We start from the raw sequence: 24,045 nt of genomic DNA, 5'->3' as shown, positions 1-24,045 counted from the left end.
GTTTTAATTGGGGTTAATGAGAATATCGCAATGGCCCAGCATTATTTTAGATTCCTGTTTTGATAGGGCTGCCAATCGAAAAGCACGCCAGACTTCCAAGGTGGATTCTCCCAACCCCATTTGCAGCGCTGCACTATACCAACCCTGTATCAATTCCTGTTGGAGTTGATTGTCGTGATAATCTAGCAACCAGTCAGATTGACCTGTGAGTACAGTAAAGCCGACTTTGTTGAAGCACTCAATCATAAAGGCCGCTGCCTCGCACCCTAAAGCGGGGCCAAAACCTTTGTTTTTTTGCTGGTGTTGGCGTACTGCAAACATGACTTGAGTATCGAATGCATGCGGCGGGGAAAGCTCATAGCGGCCATCAATTGTAAGAGAGAAAAGGGCGGTTGAGCCAACACCTAACAAGTATGTGGCAAGGAGCTCAATCCAACTCTCGCTCACAAGGTCAAAAAAAGCAGAGCTGGTTACAGCTGGCACCAAACTATGTGTTTGGAAGAATTCGGGTATGTTTAAATCGCAAATAATGGGGCTGATAGAAAGCGCCTCTCTTTGAGCGATTTCTTTGCTAACTGCCAAGAGCTTGGGATCATTATCATAAAAGCACCAGGATAGCTGTTCTTGACACTGAACAAGGTGGGGTAATAGCGCTTTAAGGCTCGCGCCACTCCCAGCAGCCAGGTCGTGGATTCTAACCGTGCTTTGTGTCTCGCAAAAACGCAGAATGTGCCGGCTAAAGAGCTTATCGAGCCGTTTGTTTCGAGCTTTCTTGTCTGCTGGAAATCGTAATCGTAACCACTCCTCGCTGAACGAGCTCATGGCTTTAACCTCTCTACAAATAGTTTTAAGTGGTGCGACATCAAAGCGGTAACTTTTTCCCAGCTAGGCTTTTTCTGGCATTCTCGGTGCCCTGCCTGGCTCATTGCTGAAAGAAGTGAGGGGGTAGCGGCTAAAGATTCAATTGATTGCCGTAGTTGTTGGCTATTTCCTGCGCGAAATAATAGTGTGGCTTCGCGGGGTAATTGTGCGGCAACACTACCTTCATATGTCGCTATAACAGGCAGCCCGTAGGATAGAGCTTCCCAAAAGGCCATGCCGTAGCCCTCGTAGTGGCTGGGCAGGATAAATAAATCGGCACTTTCATAGAAAGATTTAAGCCGCGCCTCGCCCACCTTTCCATGCAAGTGAACGTAGTTTTGTAATCCCAACTCTTCAACAACCTCATGCATTTTTTGCGCATAGGAGGGCTGAAAATTCAAATCACCTATTATGTCAAGGCGCCAGCTTTTTTGGTTTTCAAATACGTCAGGTAATCCTGCAACGGCCTTGATGAGGCTGAGTTGATCTTTGCGGGCAACAACAGAGCCAACACACAAAAGACGCATAGGAACACTGGCTGAAGTTTGTCTCGTTCTCAGATGGTCAAAATGAGACGGATTTTTTGCAAAGGCAGGTAAATCAAGACCAGGCTCAATCACCACAATTTTATCATAGGGATAAGAAAAGTTCTTAACGACAGTTTTTCGTGTTTCATCGCTGGTTGTTATCAGAAATTGCGCATGTTGCAGGGCTAGTTTTTCTGCAGAGTGAAGGGCTTTTTGCTCTTTTTCTCCGAGTCCGGCCTCTAAAAATAAGGGGTGATGAACTAGAGTAATGAAGTTAAGCCGTTTTGCATGTATTGAAATGACTTCAGGTAATGCTCCATAGGCAAGGCCGTCTACCAAAACGAGGGCATTGTCAGGAAGGTCTGTTAGCTTTGCATTGGCTTTGTGCCTTGTTTGAGCACTGCAAAGAGGGAATGCCCCGGTGAGCGGAATGTGGTAAACATTCCACCCTAATTGTCTAAGTCCCTTCAGAATATGACGATCATATGCATAACCGCCACTTGCGGCTTCTAAATCGCCAGGGATAACGAAATAGATATTTGTAGTCTCGTTTAGAGAGTGCGGACTGGATTGACCACTTTGTGCATGTTTTTGTTTTTTTGTGCTTATTGTGCCCATATCAGTCACGACTTACTCGTGAAGTGCAGCTTCGTAGCCGCCACGTGCTGTTGGGGTTTCTTCAACTAAAATGCGTAGCCGATCTAATTCTGTAGAAAGGCGATCTAACCCGCCCCCTAAAATCTCGGATTTAATCTGATCATGCAAATAGAGACTGATACCCTCGACACTGGCATTTTGTTGTTGAAAGGCGGGGAGTTCATGTAGCAGTTGGTAGTTCAGCGGCAAAAGAATCTGCCTTACGATTTCGGAGAGTTTGCCAAGGTCTGCAACAACTCCATGAGGTCCCAAGGTTTTGGCAAATACGGCAACATCAACGATCAATGTTGAACCGTGTATCATATTTGCAGGCCCAAAAACGTCACCGTGTAGTTTACGTGCAATCATAATATGATCACGCACCTCGATATGGAACATTAAAAAATCCTATATATTTTTTCTGTTAACTGTAGTTTATCGTCTGACAAAGGGTGTCTGTCTTGCCTTCAAGTATTGGGGGCAACAACTTAGGGGCTTTAAAAAAGTCTATGGGTGGCGCAAGAAGACAATCGAGTATGGGGTTATTAAGTAGCTCTAGAGATTTAGATAATCGTTGTGCGTGGGTTAGCCTCGCCCGTTGCCGCTGGCTCACCTGCCCAACTTGACTGCTCAGTAAACGAAGTCTTTTACGATGAAAGCTCCCCCCTAAATTCAATTGGAGAGTTTGATCTCCAAACCAAGACAATTCAACAACTTCGCTCTCAAACCCTGCGCAGTTAATGGCAGTTTGCAAGCCTTGATGACTGGCACTACAATGAAAAACCACATCTTGTTCCTCGGGGGCCATTGCTGGTAAGCAAAAAATGCCTCCCATTGTTTCAGCCAGTGTTTTGCGCTTCGGGTTGATGTCGACAAGATGAACTTTTGTTGCGGGTAATTGAGCCAGCAAATAAGCAACCAAACAGCCAACAGTCCCACCACCCACGATAGTTATGGACTGCGCAAGACTAGCTGAGCTATCCCATATTGCATTTAAAGCTGTTTCCATATTGGCGGCCAGGCAGGCGCGAATAGATGGGATGTCATGCGGAATAGGGATCAGCATATCCTGTGAAATGTACTGGAAGTCCTGATGCGGTGCGAGGCTAAAGAAACGCTGCCCTTTATCCCCGTACTGAAAGTCCTCAACCGCTTCACCAACAAAGCAGTATCCGTATTTAACAGGGAACGAGAACTCCCCCTGCTGCATAGGCGCACGCATGTGCTTATATTCTTGCTCAGGTACACCGCCGCGATAAACAAGGGCTTCAGAGCCGCGGCTTATGCCAGAGAATAGCCCTTTTAGTAAAACGTGGTTACTAGAGGGTTTTGATAGGTTTTCTTTAAATATATCAATAGTATATGGTGCTTTATACCAGAGAGAATGCGCAAGTTTTTTCATCAAACCGCCCTGTTTTTCGGGGTGGGGCGCTTATTAGTATGCGATGAAACGCAACCCTAAGGAATTCATGAAAACTTGGAGAAAAACAAAAGGGCTACGAAACCCATGCGTGAGTACTCTCGTAAACTGCCAAAAACACAGGCAGAAAACCAGGCTTCACAGTCCCATGCTCACAAGAGCTCAAAGGAAACAGTACTCAGTTCTGTGGTTGTTCATGGCAACAAGTGCCATCATACCGCCACGCTGAGTAATAATGGTGCCACGCTTGAGTGGCAGGAGCTTTATAAATCTCCCGAGTATGTAAAAAATCTGAAAACTCAAACCCGGCGTAGGTTGGTTTTTCTAACGCTCACTTCGCTTAGTTTGGTATTCCTAGTTGCTTTTATGGGTATGACGCTGTTTTCAAGCGGTTTCCTCTTATCTAAACTTGCTCTATTCATTTGTTTTTGCATCTCGTTACCTTGGTTGGTATTTGGTTTTTGGAATACATTCTTAGGATTTTTACTTCTCAGATTACCTCAAAAAAAGCTGGAAAAGATTGTCTACACCGGCGCTTCATGTTCAACCATAAAAGTGGCAGGTGAAGGCTTAGAAAAAGAAAAACACCAAACCCTTTTGGTATCTTGCATTCGTAATGAAGACTGCAATTCAGTTGCTGCCAAGCTGGATGCAATGCTTGAGGATTTGCACCGACAAAAACAGCTTAGTAAAATTGCATTAGCAATTCTTAGTGATTCAAGTGAGCCAGTTATTATTGAAAATGAAGCCGTGATGCTGCAAGAGCTTAAGGGCAAATGGCAATCTCAACTGCCAATTACATATCGAAGGCGAACTGAGAATACCGGCTTTAAGGCGGGAAATATCGCGCAATTTGTCAAGCAATATGGTCATTTGTATACTTACATGATCCCACTTGATGCTGATAGTTATATGTCCGCATCATCTATTTGTAGTCTCATAGAAAAAATGGATGCAGATCCTAAACTGGGCATTCTACAAGGCTTGGTTATTGCAAGACCTGCACCAACCGCATTTGCAAGGATTTTTCAATGGTCCATGCGAATTGGCATGCGGCTTCATACTATAGGAGCCGCTTGGTGGTTGGGCGATAACGGGCCATATTGGGGGCACAATGCCATTATTCGCATTAAGCCGTTTACAAAATACTGTTTACTCTCTCCGGTTAACGTTCGTGGTCCGCTGGGCGGGGCCATCCTTAGCCATGATTTGCTTGAGGCAAAGTTGATGCATGCTGCCGGTTATGATGTGCGTGTGTGGCCATTTGAGACCACCAGCTATGAAGAAAACCCGGTCAACCTTTCTGAGTTTCTCAAGCGGGATTTACGCTGGTGTCATGGGAACCTGCAATACTTTCTTCTGTTGGGCGAAAGCAAGTTGAATGCGCTAAGCCGACTACAGCTTGTAATGGCTATTCTAATGTACGTCAGCTCTCCCGCTTGGCTCGGGTTTGTGGCTATCGCTACAATAACAGGAATATGGCAAATACATACGAAGTCAGGAGGGGTGACTTATTTTGATCCACAATTGGGGCCAAAACTGCTGATTATTATGATGTGTGTTGTTATGAGCCCTAAGCTTTTGGGCCTCATTGATTGTTTGCTCACTAAGCAGCGACGTAATCAGATGGGAGGAATGTTGGCACTACTCTATTCTGCTGTTAGTGAATTGCTCCTCTCTGTTCTCATATCTCCTATTCTGGCTTTTTCTCACACGAAATTTATGATTGGCTTGTTTACAATTGGCAAAAAGAAGTGGGCAAGGCAGCATAGAGGCAACCATCAAATGACTTGGGGGCAGTCTTACCGACTTATGAAGTTGCACACACTGTGGGGAGTGCTTGGGCTGGTGGTCATGATAGCCTATGGCTTTTCCAGCCTCTGGTTACTCTCATTTGTTGTCATTGGTCCACTTATAGCTATTCCTTATGCTGTTTATTCATCGGGGCCGCTATTGAGTGCCAAGACACGTAATCTAAAATTATGGTGTATTCCGGAAGAAAGCGATCCGGGTGAGACATTGTCACACTTACGTGCGCGAGAAAACAGAGGCAAAGCAGAATGATAACACGTTGCACGGTCTGTGTTTTATAGAATACGTCTTAAGTACCCCCGATAATTCTGGCTAATAATCGTAATCGTATAAAGAACAAGAAAGCCGATTAAAGTAAAACCACAGTCAACAAGAAGGCTACCACGTCCCAAACTATGGTCGCGCACAATTGCCAGTAGCTGGCAAATTAAAAGGCTTGCTATAAAAACAGCAAGCGAATTGCGCCCCAATGCAACGATGAAGATTTGTAAATATGAAAATGGCGCACGCCAATGCAATCTAGCGCCCTCAGGGCCGGAAAAATATACAGCAATCATGGCGAGGCAGTAAAAGTGCAGTAAGCGCAGTGGGCCTAAAGCAGTTTTTTGAGACAATTGCCGCAAAAACTCGGCCAACCCATGAAAACTGGGAATACTTTGATTGATTGAATAATGCGCAAAGGGGATAAGTATAAGCAAAACAATGCTATAAGCCCATATCAATGCCCGATGATATAAGAATGGTGAAATTTTAATCCAGCCACTACTCAGTGCAAAACCAACGAAGAACAGTATTTGCCAACCAAAGGGGTTGAAAAACCAAGTTCGATTTGACCAAGGTTCAGCCGAGAGCTCCAAAACACTGAATTGGGAAACTGCCCAGACAGAGAGACAAAACAACATTGCCACAGTTGCTCCAAAATAGCGCTCAACGGCAATAACAAGCGGTATCGCAGCTAGAATAATCAGATATAGGGGCAGAATGTCGAAGTAATTTGGAACGTATCCCAAATATAGCAGGGCTGGAAGATTGTATGTGGGTTCCTTAAAAAAAGGATAGAGATTTAAATCATCTACATAATCGCGATTAAAGGAAAAGTTCGTAGTCAGGTAAATCAGAATACTTGCGATAACGATAAACTGACAAATATGTGCCCAATAGACTTGCCAGATACGAAAGCTAATCTTTTGTGTTCCTTGTATATATCCTTTTTTCTGATAGACTTTTCCAAATGCCAGTCCTGAAGCCATGCCGGAGCAAAAAACAAATATTTCTGTAGCATCAGAATAGCCAAAACGGGCAGGTATCCAGAGCGTCAACTGATTATCGGGAAAGTGCGCAATAAATATAATTGCCATGGCAAGCCCACGGAAAAAATCTAGCCGAATATCGCGCAGATCATCAAATAGAGGTTTGCTTGGCCTTGCTGCGTCAGCTTTCAAATACCCACTCCAAACGAGTGGCCATAACTACGAGTTCGCATCTTGGAGCTGTATAATGGAGATGCTAATTGCTCGGTCATTCGCTCACAAGCGGTAAGGCGGGTGCGTCCAAAGTGGTCGTCTCCCCCGCGATAGCGCCGTCTGTCCTCAAGTAAGCTGCGGCATTCGGTAATAAGTCCAGCTCGCAACGCTGATTCTATAATTATGCGTTCAAAAATATCGCGTTGTGCATGGCTGCCACCAATACGAATTAGGTTTGGTCTGGCTTGGGCCATATAATGATAAGCGGAAAGATAGTTGCCATGGCTGAAGTGGGCGAGTCCGTAAGCCTCTGGCAGGGCACTAAGTTTCGCTGTTGCGCCTAATTCGTCACTTGTATTGTGCGCAAATTGGCTGAGGCAGGTTTGTAACTGCTCAACACATGTTTGCTCCCCGCCAGCCAGTAGACTTGTGAGGTAGTGTAGGCTGGCAAACATGTTTGACATGTCGTTTAAACGATGCTCGCTAATTTCCGTCAGTTCCTGCCAACGCGCGCCAACATCAATACCTTCCAGCTCTAAGCGAAGCAGCAGTGAAGCGGCGTTGGAAATATCGCGAAAATCATCTGTATGCTCTGCACGTACTTTTGTGTCATATAAATCAAGCACTTCAACATATTGCCCTTGGTCCAGATGCATTAATGCCAAATGCCACCATAAGTGATAGGAAAAGTTATTGCAGTTCGCAAACAGCTCTCGCCTGTTCTTTAGCCACAAAATACCCTCTTTGCTTTGGCCGCACATATCATAGCAATGCGCTACAGCATGCAAAGCCCAAGCATCTTTTGGGTTTCGTTCCAGTGCTGCCAATCCGGTTGAACGGGCCCGCACATAATCTCCGGTTTCCTCTAGCGAGAATGCAAAACAACCCAAAACATACCCATGGGTTGCTAAATCAATATTCTGTTTTGGCGCTATTACTTCGCAGGCCTGCCGCATTCGTGAGGAGTGGCCAAGAATAAAGCGCATTGCTTGGCCAATTTTAAACATCAAAGCATCATCGGGATAATTGGAATTACAAGCCTCAAGGCAAGCGGCAGCGGCACTCGGGCGTCCTTCAAGCCACATCTCAAGCGCATCAACATATACCAGCTCACGTTTACTTTGCTTGATAGCTCGAGCAATTTCTTTTGCTTTGCGAAGTGACTTATGTGCTTCTAGCACTAATTCTCGTTTGGCAAGCAATAGCAGCATTAAGCCGCGCACCGCGTGGGCCAATGCAAAGTTTTCGTCTTGTGAGAGCGTTGCCTGAAGGTAGTCGGGCGTTTTGCTTCCGTGTTGCAGAAATGCGAGTACACATTTATTCCAGCTTACCAGTGCATCTTGCGAGTGGATCGTTAAGGGTAGGGCGAATTGGTCGCAATGCATTGTGGTTGTCCCATGAACAGTGGCAAGTTGAGCAAATAGCATGTCGCAGTTGCTGCTATTCCCAATCAGACTGCTATGGAGCAAAATGGGCGATGAATAGGTTACTTTTCGCTAGTTCATCGCCACAAGTGATCGCCGTGTCTGCGCTTTCTAAATGAGCGCTGGTGAACTGGTCATACCAGCCTGACGAAGATATATTAGATGGCTTGAGTTTCTAAAAGATTACTGCCAATCACCTTCGCTGGGAATTTTGAGTGTATTTCCGCAGTGCTTGCAGTGAACAGCGTCTGGATCATGTCGGTTCAAACCGCAGGTCGGGCAGGGGTAACGTACTTTTGCAGGACGGAATATGGTTTGTACCAGCCGTAGAAATAAGGCCACACCAAATATCATAATGATGATTGTAATGCCGCGACCTAGAGTATCGCTCATTGTAATATCGCCATAGCCGGTGGTTGTCAGCGTGGTGACAGTAAAATAGAGCGCATCCATAAATGAATTGATAGCCGGGTTTAAATGGGCCTCAAGAACATAAACAATAGCGCTAATGACAAAGATAAAAACAAATAGGTTCAGTGCAGAATGGATGATTTCTTCATTTTTGGCGAACCATTTGGACGCGTTTCTAAGGTCTTTCAGGACGTGATAGGATCGCAGTAAGCGCAGCATGCGAACCACACGCAAGAAGCCCAGATTTTCGATAAATGCAGCTGCAAAAAGCGAGAGGATAACCAGTAGGTCCGCGAGTGCAGTTGCCTCGAAACAACTTTTAACCGGTCGGGCAGAAATATATATTCTAAAGAAATAATCGGTGAGCAGAACAAAGCCGATTATGTAGTCGATCTGATGTAAGTCGAGGGCAGTATGGCTTAAATCTAGCGTGGCAGTAATTAAGAAATAACCAATCGTGATGATATCAAAGGTAAACAATCCCCAGCGCCAAAATAGGCTTAGTTTACCATCACCAAAATATAGCTTACGTAGTAAGATCCGAAATTTATTTTGCTGTTTATGCATGCAGATACCAAAAGAGAACAAAACTCTCCTTAAAATAATAGTCTCTTATATTAAGCGCAACCTTGCGGTGATATTGCTTTAGATTGGGAATTGTTGTTATGCAAAAAGAACATGTACATGCGTCGACAAGTGGTTTGGGAGAAAAGCCGAAAATCCATGGGAATGCATTGGTAATTGGCTGTGAACTTGGATTGTGGACATCGGTTGGAGAAAATACCTCTTTGGAAGAGGTGGAGATGGGCGACTACTCGTACATTTGTGCACGCGGCCAGGCCATATGGGCAACAATAGGGAAATTTTGCTCAATAGCCAGTGACTGTCGTATTAACCCTGGCAACCATCCGGTTTGGCGTGCCAGCCAACATCATTGGACTTATCGTTCCCAAAGTTACAACTTGGGGTCTGATGATGATGATTTCTTCAATCACCGCCGCCAACATTGGGTTACAATTGGCCATGATGTTTGGATTGGCCATGGTGTGACCATACTTGCAGGTGTTAATGTTGGTACGGGCGCAGTTATTGGTGCAGGTGCCGTTGTGAGTAAAGATGTACGACCCTATGAGATAGTAGCGGGAGTACCGGCACGGTCAATTAAATCAAGGTTTACCTCCCAACAGGCGGAAGAGCTGATGGAAATTGCCTATTGGGATTGGCCCAGAGATAAATTAAAGGCGAGTCTAAAAGATATTAGAGCGCTATCAATCGATGCCTTTATTGAGAAATACAAGTAATTATCACTGCTTATATATTGTTAACATGTGAAATAAATAAAGCCTGTGATTGCAATCACAGGCTTTTGGGTTTGCATCATGCATAATCTCGGCAATGAATTTTAGCTGGTAAACTGGCTACAATGAAAAACCGAAGACTATATCTTAATGAAATAGTTGTGAATATTGCTTAACTTTGCGATAGGTTGAGTTGTTTGCGCATGAGTGGACCCCATGAAAATAAGAAAAAGAGTGCGTCAAGCCTTGTGTTTGCGTAACGTAAAGCATACTAGCCAAAGAATAATTGCAATTTCCGCCCTTGGACTACTTTTTTCAACTGGTGCATACGCACAGCCATCGCCAGAAGGGGCACCGGCTCCAGCAGTCATTGTTGAAAAAGCAAAGATGCAACAGGTGGATGCGTCTTTAGTTTACGCTGGTCGCACAGAATCAATTAGCAATGTTGCCCTAATTGCCCGTGTCGGCGGGTTTTTGGGTAAATTCCTATTCAAAGAAGGCCAGTCGGTTAATGAAGGGCAAACGCTGTTCGAAATCGAACGGAAACCCTATGTTTTTGCCGTAGATCAAGCCGAAGCAAACATGGAGTTCGCGCAGGCACAGGTTGATTTGGCGAAAGTGGATTTTGACCGAAAAAAACAACTTGTCGACAAAGATACAATCTCGGTATCAGAGCTTGATACAGCGAAAGCCAACTTGAAGCAGGCCAATGCTTCCTTGGAGCAACGAAAAGCCGAGCTGGAACTTGCTAAGCTGAATTTATCATACACCGAAATCAAAGCGCCTGTGACGGGTGTTATCAGCAAAGCCAACTACCAAGAAGGTGCCTATGTGACAGCGGCAAGCGGTACATTAGCGACTGTAACATCTCTCGATCCCATCAGGGTTGCGTTTCCTATACCTCAAGCAACAATTATGAAAAGTAAAATGTTACATGTTGATGCGTCTCAGTTGAGCGTCAAGCTACGCTTAACAGATGGATCATTTTATAACAAAGAAGGCACATTGGACTTTTTGGACGCGCAAGCCAATCCAGGAACGGATACGGTCACAGCACGTGTGGTCTTTCCAAATCCAGGCAATGTTCTCTTCGATAAACAATTGGTTGATATTGTCATAAGTGAAAAGAACCAAAAGCCGGTTCTAACCGTTCCGCAAAATGCTTTGCTGCTGGACCAAGAAGGTGCCTACCTGCTTACTGTTGATAAAGAGAACAAAGTCCAGCAAAAGCGTATCGAAATTGCTTCACAAAGAGATGGCCTGGTCATCGTGAAAAAGGGTCTGACTGAAGGTGAGCTGGTAATCACCTCTGGTATTCAAAAAGTAAGACCCGGTGTAACTGTCAAAGCGCAATTAGCAGGGCAATAACCCATGATCTATGATGTTTTTATCCGTAGGCCAAGGCTGGCGCTCGTTGTCTCAATTGTCATTGTTTTGGTTGGTATAATTGCGATTAAGGTTATTCCTGTATCGCAGTACCCAACAATTGCCCCACCAACAGTGCAGGTAACGGCTGCCTATATTGGTGCTGATGCCAAAACACTAGAAGAAAGTGTGGCCCAGCCCATTGAAGGGTCGGTCAATGGTGTGGATGGCATGCGTTATATGAAGTCCACCTCATCAAGTGACGGCACTTACGCGCTTACCATCTATTTTGAGTTGGGGGTTAACCCTGATATTGCTGCTGTTAATGTGCAAAACCGCGTGAGCGCAATTGAATCAAAGCTACCGCGTGAAGTGCGTGATCTTGGCGTGAGTGTGCAAAAGCGGGCAGGCGATATGCTCATGGGCTTTGCGTTCTTTTCGCCCAAGGCAACACATGACGGACTGTTTATCTCTAACTACGTATCGATAAACATCATTGACGAGCTGAAGCGTATCAATGGTGTGGGTGATGCTATGGTCATGGGGGCACGTGAGTACTCCATGCGCATATGGGTAGATACTGATAAGCTACGCACGCTCAATATGACAACGGAAGATGTCATCAGAGCGGTGCAAAGCCAAAACAAACAAGCAGCTGTTGGCCGTGTTGGCGCTGCACCTGTAAATAATGACCAAAAGCTCCAGTTTACTGTGACAGCAAAAGGGCGTTTGCTGAGTCCAGAAGAGTTCAGCAACATCATATTGCGTGCGAATAAAGATGGTTCATATGTTCGCCTTTCTGATGTGGCACGGGTTGAGCTGAACTCTGCGTCATTTGATGCCGAGGCTAAGTTTAACCAGCAAGAATCTGCTATGGTGGGTATTTTCCTAACCCCCGGGGCAAATGCTGTAGCAGTTGCTGAAGCTGTGAATTACCGCATTGAAACACTCAAAGAGCGGTTCCCGGATGATTTTGAAGTAACTTCTATGTTTGATACCTCGTTGTTTGTAAACGAGATGATCAAGAAGGTGCTGCATACACTCTTAGAGGGTTTTGTACTTGTAACTGTTGTTGTCTACGTGTTCTTAGGACGCATGCGGGCAACAGTTATTCCCTTGGTAGCGGTGCCTGTTGCCATTATCGGTGCTGTTGCTGTCTCATACATTCTCGGATACACGGCAAATACTGTTTCATTGCTCGCATTGGTGCTTGCCATTGGTATTGTGGTGGATGATGCCATTATCGTGGTTGAGAATGTGGAGCGAATAATGCACGAGGAGCCGGACTTAAGTCCGGCAAAAGCAACCAGTAAAGCAGTTTCAGAAATTGCCGGGCCTGTGCTCGCGATCACTTTCGTGCTGTTATCTGTATTTGTCCCTGTTGCTTTCCTGCCCGGTTCTACCGGGGTATTGTTCCGTGAATTCGCGATTACAATATCAGCGGCGATGGTTCTTTCGGCTGTAAACGCTTTAACATTGTCGCCTGCCTTGTGTGCTATCTTGATGCGCCCTGGCGAGCTTTCCGGTCCTATGGCGAAAGTCACCCGCTGGATTGATAATCTAGGGCATGGCTACGCCAATATCATTAAGCGTATTGTGCATCTATCGGCGCTTTCTATACCCGTGGTAGTAGGTTGTGTTCTTTTGGCGATGTTTATTACCAGCAAAACACCTGATGGCTTTGTTCCGGCCGAGGACAAAGGCTACGCAATGGTGTTGGTGAACTTGCCGCCAGGGGCCTCGCTCAACCGAACGGAAGCTGCACTAAAAAAGGCCGATGATATAATTCATAGGGATCCAGCGGTAAAAGATACGACCATTGTGTCAGGCTTTAACTTGCTGGCAGGTGGTACGACATCTAATGCCGGTGTTATTTTTGTGAAGCTTAAGGATTATGAGGAGCGCACATCACGCGATTTATCGTCGTTTGCGTTTGTCTTTCGCATGTATAGGGCCTTGGCTGCGCTGCCGGATGCCGTTTATTTTCCTGTGAACCCTCCGGCTATTGATGGTTTAGGCTCTGTTGGCGGTTTTGAATATGTTATGGAAGCGCTTGAGGGGCAGGATCCGACAGAACTTGCTGCCATCAGTAATGCCTTGATTGTGGCAGCAAATCAGTCCGAAGATATTTCTGGCTTCTTTACCACATTCGAAGCTGCAACACCGCAAGTTCATGTGGACCTTGATCGTGATAAGGCTCAGGTTCTTGGTCTTGATATTGCAAGCGTATATAACGCTTTGCAAGCCACGTTGGGTGGCTACTACATCAACGACTTTAACTTGCTGGGCCGGACATGGTCTGTGCGCTTGCAAGCCGAAAAGCAATACCGCTCTGAGCTTTCGGATATCGGCAAGATCAATGTACGCACCAAAGACGGTGAAATGGTTGAGCTCTCTTCCGTTATTGATACCAGCTTAACCCGTGGGGCGAACTCGATAACCCGTTACAACAACTATCGGGCTGTGAGTTTTAACGGGAATGCCGCACCGGGTGCCGGTCTTGGTCAAGCCATGACCTCCATGGAGGCAATTTCAAAAACAGCATTACCAGATGGTTATGCCTTTGAATGGACCGGACTTGCACTGGAGCAGCAACAATCAGCGGGTCAAACGGTTATTGTGTTAAGCTTGGCCTTTTTGTTTGCATATCTGTTCCTTGTTGCGCTCTATGAGAGTTGGAACACTCCCATACCTGTTTTGCTGTCAGTTGCTCCGGCCATTACCGGTGCGTTGGCCAGTCTTTGGATCTTTGGTCTGGCGTTTGACGTTTATGCGCAAATTGGTCTGGTTATCTTGATTGCGCTTGCCGGTAAGAACGCTATTTTGATGAATGAGTTCTCGCTAGAAAAAAGAACCCATGGTTATGGTCTGGTGGAATCGGCAATCGAAGGTGCGCGTTTACGTTTTCGCCCGGTGATGATGACCTCGCTTGCGTTTTCGGCAGGGCTCGTACCGCTCGTAATCTCGAAAGGCCCGGGAGCGGGTGCTATGGTGGCGGTTGGTGTGCCCGTACTTTCGGGCATGGTGACATCATTTACCGTTGGCATTTTCCTTATCCCGACCCTTTATACGGCATTCCAGTGGATGCGTGAAAAAGCAGGTTGGACACCAGAGAAGGAAAACGCAGCCCGCGCTGGGTTGTAAGTAAAACGCTTCATAATTAAAGCAGTGCAAATGCCGCAGGTTGAATGACCTGCGGCTTTTTCTATTAATTAACAAGCCCCAAATAGAAAAGAGGTATTTTACTAAAATTTAAACAGTAATAATTGATTGGAACTATCTCGGAGTTTCGAAAAAAAAAGCATTGTGAAAACATAGACTAATAGATTGCTTTACTCAGCGTTATTGGTTAGTGGAATTCCGTGAAACATGAGCACTACATACAAAAAGCCCTAAGACGCAAAATTTATCAGCGCTGGCCCAAGCTACGCAACGAGGCTGCCTGTGCCTATGTATCTGTGAATGGTATTGCTCAAAGCTGCCCAAATCAGTCGGGTGTTTATCCTGCACGTTTAATGGAGTCTAATCTAGCAGGTATCAATGACTTGCCGGCTGGAGCGCCAATATTTATTAGAACCGATATGCTTGAGGGTTTCTATAATAAGTACCTACCAATGCTTACGAAGCCCTTTTCATTAATAACTGGCGGTAGCACAAAAAGTATCTCGGAATACGAGTTTTCTTCACAATTTCTCAAGTCACTTCTTGATACGCCATTACTCGTTCGCTGGTTTGCACAAAATCTGGATTTTGAACACCCAAAAGTGACTGGGCTGCCTGTTGGTCTTAAATACGATAGCTGTTATTGGTCTTTTTTTGAAACTCCAAAGGAGCTGGAACAAGAGATCATTGCATTGCGATGTACCGCGCCTGCGCTAGAACAAAGAAAACCTGTAGCGCTTGTGAATTGGCGTCACGTTGATGAAGTGATGAACTTCGAGCTGTTAAAGCCGCATATCAACAGCAGTTCCGTTGAGCTCTATCAACAATCTCCCATTTATCAAGAGACACTCCAATATCGATCAAACTACTTGTTTTCGCTTTGTATCACACCAAGCGGCAAGGATGATCCGGCTCTATGGGAGTCGATTTCATTAGGGGTCATCCCCATTGTTTTAACGTCTCCTCTAGATAGTTTGTACGAAGGGCTACCCGTAATTATTGTGAAAAACCTTGCGCAGATTACGCCGGTTTTTTTGGCGAAGAAACGTCAAGAGTATCTGCAAAAGCAATTTGATTTCAATAAAATCTACCTCAGGTACTGGCAGGATATTATATCGGGCATGCAACCGAATTTAATCCCGCCAATGACCCTTCAAGAGTTTTTGGCCTTCGATATGCGCCAAACTCAGTCAATATAACCAAGCAGCAAAAAAAGAGGGCAGCCGAAATTGCCCCAGTTGAGGATGGAAGAAAGCCCTAAATAGCAAGGTACTCTTGCCGAAGCGCTGCATTATCGAGTACTTCCTGTGCTGTTCCATCAAAAACCACTTTCCTTTGAACTTCGCGCCTTAATTGCGACTTGAGAAAGGCTATTTCATCTTCACGCAACAGATGCAACAGGGTCGTTATATCTTGGTAATTATTGAAGTATTCACGGGCTATTAATTATAGATATTAGCCAACTACTAGTAAATGTTAGATATGCTGCGAAAATCTGCCCTACAAATCTGGAGATAATTATTGAGCAATAAAGGACCGACGATAGCTCAAAAACTAATTGTCTCTGCTGTCATACTGGTGACACTAACTTTTATTGGGTTAACATCTCTTGTTATTTTTCAACTAGAGTTAACTTTTAAAAAACAAACTGATAAATTTGAAGTTCTAGCTGAAAAGCAATTTAACCGTGTAATGCGTAGCGATCTGCAACACTTGTCTACAAGTATAACTAAGGAAATGGACGATATTGCTAATCGTGTTGCCAGTATTGCAAGGCAACCGAGCTTTCTAGAAGCAATGCATAATGAGAATTACACAGTTATCTCAAAAGAGTTACAGCAATATAACAATACAATGGGGATGGACGGGCTAATACTGTTCAACGTAAACAGTAAAATTTTAGGGTCTTCAAACCCCGAATTAGAACCAAATGTGTTGAGAGGATATCTTGAGCAACAAGGGTTCACAAGTTTACTAAAAGGGATATTACGTCAAAGGCTCAAACCCAACGCGCTTGAGTTTTATGGCATCATACCGGCAAAAGAATTGGGTTCTATCATTGGCAAAGAAATTATGGGCTCAGCCGCCGAAGTAACCATAGCCCCGATTTTTAATGACAATGGCCAATTGGATGCAATACTGGTGGCGCAAAAATGGATGCGGTACCATGATCGTATTTTGGAAAGCTTTAAGAGTATAACGAATATAAATATTATTGTTTTCTACAGGGGTGAAGTTGTTTCAACGACTGTCGATGATCTGGATCAAGCGTCGATTAGTGACATTAATGAATTTAGTTATGGTGATCTGAAAAAGCTTAAAGGAAACTATGTTCTTTGCGACTCAGGTCCCAGAGATTTACGTATTTGTGCTGTTAATTCAGCCGTGATTTTCCAAGAAGTTATTGCAATTATTTCTTCACTAGGTGAAGAAGCGAAAATATATACGCTTACAAGAATTGTAGGTTTTGCTGTTTTTTGCATTATTGTGGTTATCTTTGTTGCACTAGCAATTTCAGTAAATATTACATCACCTCTAAAAGAAATCACCAAAGCTCTTTCTGCTGTTACAGAGCGTAATTATAATGGAGAAATTCAAGGGGGCGAACGATCAGATGAGGTCGGGGACATTGCAAGAGCAGCTGTTCTGATGCAAAAATCAGTAAAGGAACGAGAGGACTTAAGAGTAAATATAGAAAAACAGCAGGAAAAACTACTTGTTCAGGAGAAAGAGCTTAGAGTTCAAAACACGCAATTCGAAGCGGCTATTAACAGTATGATTCAAGGGTTGTGTTTGTTTGACGCCAACCGCAATCTCATTAGAACGAACAATAGATTCATCAGCATGTTTAGCCTGCGTGCGTCAAGTGTATTTCCAGGGAAAAGCTGGGAAAGCCTGTTCAAGATAATGCTGTCAACAACCGATAAGGATGTGATGACAGGCGATGAATCTGGCTCCGAATTTCTATCCATCAATAATATTGTGCATGTATTTTCTTTAAATAGCGGCCGATCAATTGAGATGTCAGTTTCACCGGTTCACGGTGGAGGTTGGGTATGTACATTTGAGGATATCACGGACCGAAAGCGTGTTAGTGATCACCTTTCTTATCTGGCTACACATGATGCGCTAACGCAGCTGCCTAACAGGTTGCTTATGCAAAGGCACTTAAGCGAGAAGCTTGCCCATTTGCGCCGGACAAAACAGACTTTCGGCATTTTATGGATGGATCTCGATCAGTTTAAAACTGTAAATGATAGTCTGGGTCATGCCACTGGTGATAAACTACTTTGCCATGTGGGGAAGGTGTTGCGCGAAAATCTTCGCGAAAATGAAATGGTTGTGCGCTTGGGGGGGGATGAGTTTGCTGTTATCACAGCAGAAAATGCAACGCATAAGTCATTGGAACAACAAGCGAAAAGAATTATCGCATTACTCTCGCGCCCCTGTTATTTGGATGGGCATGAAATAACCGTTGGTGTAAGTATCGGTATACTCTTGGTTATGGATGAAACCGTACCTGTTGACCAATTGCTAAAGCAAGCGGACTTGGCTCTTTATCAAGCTAAAGAGGAAGGGCGTAACACCTACTGCTTTTTTCAAGAGCGCCTTGCCAAACGGATTCAAATGCAACAGCGGTTCTCCTCGGAATTGCGCTGGGCGCTGGAGCGAGATGAATTTATACTCCACTACCAGCCGCAGGTAGATTTAAGTACCAGTAAGTTGATCGGCTTTGAAGCACTTGTACGTTGGCAGCACCCCAAACACGGCTTGCTCTCTCCAGCTCATTTTATTTCAATCGCCGAAGAAACGGGATTAATGCAGGAAATTGGGCGCGTCGTGCTGGAAAAAGCATGCCATGAAGCTGCAAGGTGGCCTTTAGAGTTGAAAGTTGCTGTTAATCTATCACCCAAACAGGTTGAAGATGGCAGCCTGGTGAAGGACTTGCGCCAGCTACTGCTAGAAACTGGTCTCGCTTCACACCAGCTGGAGTTAGAAATAACAGAAACAACCGTTTTAAGTAATGATGACCATGTGATCGAGGTGATTAAATCTCTTCGTGAAATGGGAGTAAGCATTGCTATGGATGACTTCGGGACTGGTTATTCCTCCTTAAGTTTTCTAAGGCGATATACATTTGATACCATGAAAATAGACCGTAGTTTTGTGGCGGCAATTTCTTCAAGTAAAGATAACAGAAATATAGTTGAGGCAATTGTAAAGCTATCGCAAATGCTTGGCTTGAAAGTTATTGCCGAAGGCGTTGAGAGTGAAAAACAAGCCAGAATTCTTAAAAAAATGAATTGCGAATACGCTCAGGGTTTTTATTTTGCCAAGCCTTTGGCCCCTGAGTTTATACCGGATATGATAGGCCAAAAGTTGCCCTTAGCTAATTAATTGGCATGCCTACTTTCCGCACCATAAAACTAGAGCATCTAATGCTGCTAGTATTCATGTGCAACGAGTGTATTCAAACAAAGGTTTTCGATTTTTTCTCCTAAAGGGAGTAAATGCAAACAAGGTTTCTGACTATCAGTTGCCTGCTTGATATTTTGCATGAAATCAGCATTTCCGCTAGCGTGAATGACGTCAAACTCATTTAAGTCAGGTAGGGTTTGTAAAAGGTTTTGTTGAAACTGGGGCTCGGATTGGCCTGCTAGATCGACAAAACGAAAATCCAGCTTATGACTTTGCATCCAATTAACAGCCTCAAGAAATGAAGGTGTGTTATAGCTTTCATCCAAAACAAGTATTTTTTCGCGATTGGCCAAGCCAAAAGTTGCGCTCACTGCAATGGCCCAAAACGAGGCAAAGCCCGTTGGTCCAGCAATACAAACTAGCCGTTCTTCTTCGCGTCGTAAAAATGATGTGCCATAAGGGCCTTTTATACGGCAAGCTTTGCCATTTCTGAGTTTGTCCTGCTGAATTTCTGCAAACATTGTAGGATTTGCTTGTTTTTCTATAATAAAGCATAGGCTGCTGAATTCAGTTCGCCCACCCAATGAAAAGCAAGGGTAAACATTTGCAGCTGTTGTGCCTCGCGATTCCAGTTGGAAATATTGGCCTGGAATCCAGCTAATTGGTTTTTCAAAGGTTACAGTTAGTTGCTTGACTACTTCACCAATACGGTCAATTCTCTCAATATGCCCACGCAAATTACTTGGTTTGGGTGAGGGGTCAAACGAAATATCAGCATTGCCAGCAATTGTAGACTGACAGGGAATAATCCGACGTCGTAAATTTGTGCCATGGTCATTCACAGAACCACTATTGAGCTGAACCCGGCATCCCTCGCAATAACCGGAAAGGCAATGATGGGGAAACGAAACCCCATGTCGTGAGATGACATCACTAAGTCTTTCACCCAGGCGGGCATCGTAATCACGTCCGTTAATCGTGAGCTGAAACTCTGTCATTTTAAACGCTTTCAAATATTATACTGTAATAAACATGAGCTGGCAGCACAGTAAGATAAGCAGTTTAAATGAAGTGTAAAGTTAAAAGTAAACGTAATTTTATTTTTATGTAAAATTTATTCGTATTTTAAGGTTAGAGATTCTAGTAGCGTATGTTGAATACATGTTTATATTGGTAGATACCGCGCACTCCTTACAGTTAAAACCTAAGAATGCGCGGTATCGCGGGGGAGGTTAGCTTACTTCGTGTTGTAGTGCGGCAATGATACCGTTCATCTCTGCAAGGCCCTTCATACGGCCAATGGTTGGATAACCTGGCTGGGTGCCACGGCCTACGTCATCTAGAATATCTAGCCCGTGATCGGGGCGGAATGGCAACTCCCAATCGACTTGCCCGGCATCTTTTCGTCGCTTTTCCTCGCGCAATGCCGCCTTAATCACCGCAACCAAATCTACATTGCCAATGAGATGCTCGGACTCGTAGAAGTTATCGAGGCGGGGGCTATCTTTCACCAGTTCGGGGCGTTCGCTGACCACATTACGAATATGCATAAAGTGAACACGATCACCCATGCGATCCAGCATGCCCGGCAAATCATTATCCAGTCGCACACCGAGGGAACCTGTACATAATGATAGTCCATTGGCAGGGCTATCGACTGCATCGAGCAACTGCTTAAATTGCGCTTCGGTAGAAGAAATGCGCGGCAAACCCAGCAGCGGGAATGGCGGATCATCGGGGTGGCAGCCCATTTTCATGCCAAGCGTTTCGGCAACGGGAATTACTTCGCTTAAGAAATCAATGAAATGTTGGCGTAGCCGCTCTTCATCAATATCGTCATAAAGCGACAATGCCTCACGTACATGAGAAAGCTCTTGCTTTTCAGCACCCGGCAGGCCGCACATAATGGCGTTGCCTAGTTTCTCCTTAAAGGTGTCATCCATGGCAGCAAAGCGCTTGGCAGTCTCAATGCGAACGTCCTCGCTATAGTCAGCCTCGGCCCCTTGGCGTTGCAGCAGGTGTAAATCGTAGGCAGCAAAATCGTAAATATCGAAGCGCATACAGGTGGCACCATTGGGTAAGCGATGGTGCAGGTTGGTGCGTGTCCAGTCCAGTATTGGCATGAAGTTGTAGCATACGGTTTTAACACCGCTGGCGGCTAGATTTCGCAGGCTTTGCTTATAGTTCTCGATATGAGCCCGCCACTCGCCCTTTTGCTGCTTAATGTCTTCTGAAACAGGCAGACTTTCAATGATCTCCCATTCCAGCCCGGTTGGTGTGCCATCGGGCAGGAAGCGCACTTCATTGTGCCGCTTGGCAATTTCTTCAGGTGTTACAAGCACACCATCGGGAATGTGATGCAGTGCAGTTACAATGCCCTTAGCCTCTACATGTCGGATATCGGCCATTGTGCACAGGTCCTTCGGACCAAACCATCTCCATGTCGCGCGCATTCGTTTTTCTTTCAGTTCTGTTGGTAGCTGATCATGGTTTGCAGCGCATAAAACTTGGTATAACTTTTCACTATGATGGGATTTGTTATGGTGTGCTGTACCTATCCCCAATATTTTCTGTTTACCAGTCTCTATGTGCTGTTGTTGCTTGTTATCTAACTAGAATGGTAGTATATTGTCAATATGAGTAAAAAAGCGAATTTCACAAAAACAATAGAAACCTTCGAGCAAATGAATGAAGGCACTGTAGCAACACGCGTTTTTAAAGCTCTAAAGCGTTCTATTGTTCAATTAGATTTAGAACCAGGCAATGCTCTGTCAGAGGCTGACTTAGCTAAATCGCTTGGGGTTTCACGCCAACCAGTGCGTGAGGCTTTTATCAAACTCGCCGACGTTGGCTTGGTAGAAATAAAACCCCAGCGGGGTACTTTTGTATTGCTTATTTCCTATCGGGAAGTAACGAATGCTCAGTTTTTACGTGAAGCCATTGAAGTGGCTATGATCCGTAAAGCAACTGAAATGCAACCCAAAGGCCTAGTTGAGGAACTCTATCGTTTGCTGGACCTACAAGAGCTTGCCCATAAACACCATAACAATGCAGAGTTCTTAAAACTTGACGAGGCATACCACAGCACCATTGCAGAAAGCGTCGATTGTGAAATGGGTTGGCGCTTGGTGGTTGATATGAAAGCGCAGCTGGATAGAGTACGCTATTTGAGTTTAGATAGTGCAACACCGGTTACGACATTAATTGCGCAACATAGGGAAATTGCGCAAGCGATAGCTTCGGGCAGTACATCTGCTGCGCAAGAGCATATGGAGCAGCACTTGCGGCAGATTTTGACCTCTCTACCAAATATTCGTGAGCAAAACTCTAAGCTATTTACAGCCTAAAAAGAGTAGCTAGCAATGAACTTGTGGCGTAACTTTGACTGTAATCAGGGTTACAGAAGATACGCCATAAGTAAAGATCCAAATATTATCGGTTATGCGTAGAAGTATTGCTAAGATTTTGACTGGGCAACTATTAAGTAGCCTGGCACTGGCTGGCCCTGTTCATAACGCACGATGATGTCTTCAAAGCACAGCGCCTGAAAGCCATTATCTTCTAGTAGCTTTTTGAGATAATCCTTGCTGTGTGCGAAGCGTTGGAACGCACCAACCATGTAGTCCTTCCCATTCAATATCTCTTGACCCAGAGTTTCGCTGGAGAAAGCAAAAACACCATTATCTGTTATATGCTTATTCACGTGCGAGAAGAATGTTTCCAGTGCCCCCACATAGGGTAAAACGTCAGTGGCGCATATAATATCCCATTGGGGTGCAGTAGTTGCTTGCAAGAAGTGGACAACTTCGCTCACATATAAGGTGTCATATACTTCTTTCTCGTCAGCAATTTCGATCATACCTTCAGATAGATCAACACCAACACGCGTTTCGCATAAGTCTTCAAGTGCCTCACCGGTCAGACCAGTGCCACAGCCCAAGTCTAAAAGGCGTTTAAATGGGCCTAAAGCAAGCTTCTCAATACGGTCTCGTACCAATAGTGGTACAGAATAACCTAACTGGTCAACGAGCACTAAATCAAACACTTCAGCGTGCTGATCAAATAGTGTGCTGACATAAGCGTCAGGTGCCTTGCTTGGTATTGAGCCTTGCCCCATGGAAGCAAGTCGTACCTTTGCGCCACCATGATCCGCAGGGTCTAATTCAAGTACCTTTTGATAAGCCACTGCCGCAGCTTCATGCTTACCTTGCTTTTCAAGCGCAAGCGCATTGTTGTAAGCCTCGGCTAAGGCTTCTTCGTCAACTTCACTCATAATAACTCAGCTCAATTGAATGGTATTGCCCTAAATGGCACGAAACTAGGCTTAATTACATATACCTAAGCAGTGGTGATTGGGGCTTTAAAACAGCTCATAGCATGCTTTGCAGCATTGGCAACAAAATTACGCTTTGCTGTTAGCCGGGAAAAGATATGGTATCATTGGGATCGAGGTGTTGGAGCACCTGTTGAACTGGCTTGGCGGATAAAAATATAACGCTCAACGACAGCAAAAGGGCCCGCCTCAACGCGTGTTAATTCCAAGGCCTCATTGTTTAAAATCTGCCCCTGCAAAACTCCAGAATTAGGATGTTGGGCGAAATGAATACTTGCTAAATCCCAGCCAATGAGACCAATCAACTGCTCTTTTCCTCCAAGCGTATCAAACTGCCCGTTGTGATCAGGTCCTTTTCCTTCAACATGCTGCCAATGTAACTCAGCCTCTAACATTGCTTCGCTTTGTTTGGAGATGATGAGCACACTTGCTGAATTCTGATGGTTAATAGTGTCACGATGCCAAAAAATAGCATCCTTTCTTATTGCTTTCCATGTACCCAATAAGTTGGGGTAAGATTGCTTTTCATAGTTTAAATCAATTGCTTTTGCACTTTGGTATCGTGACGAAATACAAAGAAAGAGCAGGCAGCATATTAATAAACCAACACTTTTTAACCCCATATACCCCAGTGATGTGAGTGATTTGCAAACTGTTAAATATGACGAGTTTAGAAATGAGGTTGCGAACACGTAGAGACCCGAAGTTCTAAAAGTTAGTTGATCATGCTTATCCATAAACGAGGAAGAGCATATGTACTATTCTAGTAATTCACCCATTTTTATTGACTAACTAGTTGTTACTAAAATAAAAAATCATCACTGGTTATTTAGAATAATGTAAAGCTGCCGGTTGTTACAAAAAATTCATAGAATATTGGGTGTAGTGACATGTGAATGTAGCGAATAGATTTT

18 protein-coding genes are annotated in these 24,045 nt (G+C 44.6%); 7 read left to right on the top strand and 11 right to left on the bottom strand.

Annotation, left to right across the window (positions count from 1 at the left end; translation table 11 throughout):
• Positions 1-3: 3 nt before the first annotated feature.
• The 4 genes from AYK67_RS05800 to AYK67_RS05785 are packed head-to-tail and all read right to left on the bottom strand — an operon-like array spanning position 4 to position 3,426.
• A complete protein-coding gene (locus tag AYK67_RS05800) occupies positions 4-822 on the bottom strand; it encodes a hypothetical protein (protein WP_068083610.1) in 819 nt (272 codons plus the stop codon).
• Positions 819-2,006 (bottom strand): glycosyltransferase family 4 protein, encoded by a 1,188-nt coding sequence (locus AYK67_RS05795; RefSeq protein WP_206597499.1) that lies wholly within the window; start codon positions 2,004-2,006, stop codon positions 819-821. The genes AYK67_RS05800 and AYK67_RS05795 overlap by 4 nt, the downstream gene beginning before the upstream one ends.
• A gap of 12 nt (positions 2,007-2,018) precedes the next feature.
• The gene (locus tag AYK67_RS05790) at positions 2,019-2,423 is read right to left on the bottom strand and encodes a 6-pyruvoyl trahydropterin synthase family protein (protein WP_068083605.1); all 405 of its coding nucleotides are present in this window, start codon (positions 2,421-2,423) and stop codon (positions 2,019-2,021) included.
• Between the two features lie 25 nt (positions 2,424-2,448).
• Positions 2,449-3,426 (bottom strand): zinc-dependent alcohol dehydrogenase, encoded by a 978-nt coding sequence (locus tag AYK67_RS05785; RefSeq protein WP_068083601.1) that lies wholly within the window; start codon positions 3,424-3,426, stop codon positions 2,449-2,451.
• 105 nt (positions 3,427-3,531) lie between these two features.
• Between AYK67_RS05785 and mdoH the strand changes: the two genes are divergently transcribed.
• The gene (gene mdoH, locus AYK67_RS05780; RefSeq protein ID WP_068083599.1) at positions 3,532-5,508 is read left to right on the top strand and encodes a glucans biosynthesis glucosyltransferase MdoH; all 1,977 of its coding nucleotides are present in this window, start codon (positions 3,532-3,534) and stop codon (positions 5,506-5,508) included.
• A 23-nt stretch (positions 5,509-5,531) separates the two neighbouring features.
• On the opposite strand, the gene AYK67_RS05775 is transcribed toward mdoH, so the two are convergent.
• From AYK67_RS05775 to AYK67_RS05765, 3 genes are all read right to left on the bottom strand, one after another.
• Entirely contained in the window at positions 5,532-6,698 is a 1,167-nt protein-coding gene (locus AYK67_RS05775) for an OpgC family protein (RefSeq protein ID WP_068083597.1), read from the bottom strand.
• On the bottom strand, positions 6,695-8,146 hold the full coding sequence (locus AYK67_RS05770) for a tetratricopeptide repeat protein (RefSeq protein ID WP_068083594.1): 1,452 nt from the start codon (positions 8,144-8,146) through the stop codon (positions 6,695-6,697). Before AYK67_RS05770 ends, AYK67_RS05775 begins: the two co-directional genes overlap by 4 nt.
• Before the next feature lie 180 nt (positions 8,147-8,326).
• Positions 8,327-9,121, bottom strand: a complete 795-nt coding sequence (locus AYK67_RS05765; protein ID WP_068083591.1) for a potassium channel family protein — start codon at positions 9,119-9,121, stop codon at positions 8,327-8,329.
• Between the two features lie 98 nt (positions 9,122-9,219).
• On the opposite strand from AYK67_RS05765, the gene AYK67_RS05760 reads away from it, so the two are divergent.
• From AYK67_RS05760 to AYK67_RS05740, 5 genes are all read left to right on the top strand, one after another.
• A complete protein-coding gene (locus AYK67_RS05760; protein ID WP_068083589.1) occupies positions 9,220-9,855 on the top strand; it encodes a DapH/DapD/GlmU-related protein in 636 nt (211 codons plus the stop codon).
• A gap of 213 nt (positions 9,856-10,068) precedes the next feature.
• A complete protein-coding gene (locus tag AYK67_RS05755; protein WP_068083588.1) occupies positions 10,069-11,220 on the top strand; it encodes an efflux RND transporter periplasmic adaptor subunit in 1,152 nt (383 codons plus the stop codon).
• 3 nt (positions 11,221-11,223) lie between these two features.
• Positions 11,224-14,361, top strand: coding sequence for an efflux RND transporter permease subunit (locus AYK67_RS05750; protein WP_068083586.1), 3,138 nt, complete (start codon positions 11,224-11,226; stop codon positions 14,359-14,361).
• A 218-nt stretch (positions 14,362-14,579) separates the two neighbouring features.
• Positions 14,580-15,578: a hypothetical protein gene (locus tag AYK67_RS05745; RefSeq protein ID WP_068083583.1), complete on the top strand. Its 999-nt coding sequence runs from the start codon at positions 14,580-14,582 to the stop codon at positions 15,576-15,578.
• Between the two features lie 322 nt (positions 15,579-15,900).
• A complete protein-coding gene (locus AYK67_RS05740; protein ID WP_068083581.1) occupies positions 15,901-18,777 on the top strand; it encodes an EAL domain-containing protein in 2,877 nt (958 codons plus the stop codon).
• 47 nt (positions 18,778-18,824) lie between these two features.
• Here AYK67_RS05740 and AYK67_RS05735 read toward each other — a convergent pair whose 3' ends face one another.
• Together AYK67_RS05735 and uxuA are read right to left on the bottom strand one after the other, a co-directional pair.
• The gene (locus tag AYK67_RS05735; protein ID WP_068083579.1) at positions 18,825-19,796 is read right to left on the bottom strand and encodes a 2Fe-2S iron-sulfur cluster-binding protein; all 972 of its coding nucleotides are present in this window, start codon (positions 19,794-19,796) and stop codon (positions 18,825-18,827) included.
• 234 nt (positions 19,797-20,030) lie between these two features.
• Positions 20,031-21,251, bottom strand: coding sequence for a mannonate dehydratase (gene uxuA, locus AYK67_RS05730; RefSeq protein WP_068083577.1), 1,221 nt, complete (start codon positions 21,249-21,251; stop codon positions 20,031-20,033).
• Positions 21,252-21,434: 183 nt separating this feature from the next.
• Here uxuA and AYK67_RS05725 point away from each other — a divergent pair, with 183 nt between their 5' ends.
• The gene (locus AYK67_RS05725) at positions 21,435-22,145 is read left to right on the top strand and encodes a GntR family transcriptional regulator (RefSeq protein WP_206597498.1); all 711 of its coding nucleotides are present in this window, start codon (positions 21,435-21,437) and stop codon (positions 22,143-22,145) included.
• A gap of 110 nt (positions 22,146-22,255) precedes the next feature.
• Here AYK67_RS05725 and AYK67_RS05720 read toward each other — a convergent pair whose 3' ends face one another.
• Positions 22,256-23,071, bottom strand: a complete 816-nt coding sequence (locus AYK67_RS05720; protein WP_068083571.1) for a class I SAM-dependent methyltransferase — start codon at positions 23,069-23,071, stop codon at positions 22,256-22,258.
• 164 nt (positions 23,072-23,235) lie between these two features.
• Positions 23,236-23,754 carry a hypothetical protein gene (locus AYK67_RS05715; RefSeq protein WP_068083569.1) on the bottom strand — a complete coding sequence of 173 codons (519 nt, stop codon included), beginning with the start codon at positions 23,752-23,754 and terminating at the stop codon, positions 23,236-23,238.
• Positions 23,755-24,045: the final 291 nt, after the last annotated feature.

Source organism: Polycladidibacter stylochi, from assembly GCF_001562055.1.
Lineage (GTDB): Bacteria > Pseudomonadota > Alphaproteobacteria > Rhizobiales > Stappiaceae > Pseudovibrio > Pseudovibrio stylochi.
The sequence above is the reverse complement of the archived record's forward strand: the minus strand, read 5'-3'. Positions and strand labels throughout refer to the sequence as shown.